The 1,413-nt window shown below is 58.0% G+C and carries 1 protein-coding gene and 1 pseudogene; both read left to right on the forward strand.

The features are described from left to right. Window positions 1-562, forward strand: a pseudogene (locus A2I95_RS37800) (phenylalanine--tRNA ligase subunit alpha); the annotation flags it as partial. Window positions 563-579: 17 nt separating this feature from the next. Then, window positions 580-750: a hypothetical protein gene (locus tag A2I95_RS37805; RefSeq protein WP_291737567.1), complete on the forward strand. Its 171-nt coding sequence runs from the start codon at window positions 580-582 to the stop codon at window positions 748-750. Window positions 751-1,413 lie beyond the last annotated feature (663 nt).

Genomic DNA, 1,413 nt, shown 5'->3' on the forward strand with positions numbered 1-1,413 from the left:
CACCCACACGTCGCCCGTCCAGATCCGCTCGATGGAGAAGATGGGCGCGCCCTTGCGCATCATCTGTCCGGGCGGCGTTTACCGCGCCGACTACGACCAGACCCACACGCCGATGTTCCACCAGGTCGAAGGCCTGGCGCTGGACAAGGACATCTCGATGGCGAACCTGAAGTGGGTGCTGGAGGAATTCGTCAAATCCTTCTTTGAGGTGGATGACGTCGAGCTGCGCTTCCGCGCCTCGCATTTCCCCTTCACTGAACCCTCCGCCGAAGTGGACATCCGCTGCTCCTGGGAGGGCGGTGCGCTGAAGATCGGCGAGGGCGACGACTGGATGGAGATCCTCGGCTCCGGCATGGTGCACCCCAAGGTCATCGCGGCCGGCGGCATTGATCCGGAGATCTATCAGGGCTTTGCCTTCGGCATCGGCATCGACCGCCTGGCGATGCTGAAATACGGCATCCCCGACCTGCGCGCCTTCTTCGACAGCGACCTGCGCTGGCTGCGCCACTACGGCTTCCAGAGCCTCGACATGCCGGCGCTGCATGGCGGTTTGAGCCGGTAGCGAAACCGATGGAGCTAGTGGCCAAGTTTCTCGAAAGCGATTTGGCTCTAGCTTCCTTCATTGGTGCTGTCGCTTACCTTCTGCGTGGTTGGTTGGAGCGCAATAAGGCTATTTCTGCTGCTCGTGTCGAAAGCGCGACAGTCATTGCTGATGCAATGTCACGTTTTTTCTGTTTCGGGTTCAAATGACCCGTCTAAGATGGAAGATGCTCTGCGTGAAGTAAAATCTACCATGCCTAAAGGAATGCTGTTTTTCTCGAGACGCACAGAACTTAAAGGCAATGATTATTTGGCCTGTGCAAACGTGCTTGTGAGAGACTTGGTTGAAGGCCGAGAAGTTTCTGAGAGACAGCGCGATAACACAAGAACTGTCGCAACCAATTTCCTGAACTCTTTGAGACTGGATGTTCTTGGGTGGTCGATTCTTGGTCTCGCCCACCGAGTTACAACCGCTTGGGACCGGATGAAGTGGCGAAAAGATAAGCGAAGACAGGCATAACTTCTGTTCCGCATCGCGCCCGCCCTAGGGCAGGTCGCGATGCTCTGTGTTTTTCGGAAACGATAGTGTCAAGGCACAGTGCGGTTTGAGAAAAGTTCCCAGCGCGGAATCAAGGCCCAGAGGCCGCCGCGCCATCGCCTGACCGCCCGCACGGGCAGGCGATTTGGGGCCGCAAGCACACCGGTTAGACGTCGTACGGACTTGGTCGGCATAAACTGCCAAACACCACCGTTGTTCGCCTCCCCGCGGTCAGGCGAGGGCGCGGCTCGGCACCCGGACCCACAAACTTGTGACGTGACAGCCACCGCCCGTTGGCTAGGCTCACCGATATGATCCGAGCAGTCTTTTCCTTC

The organism is Leisingera sp. F5, assembly GCF_001593695.1.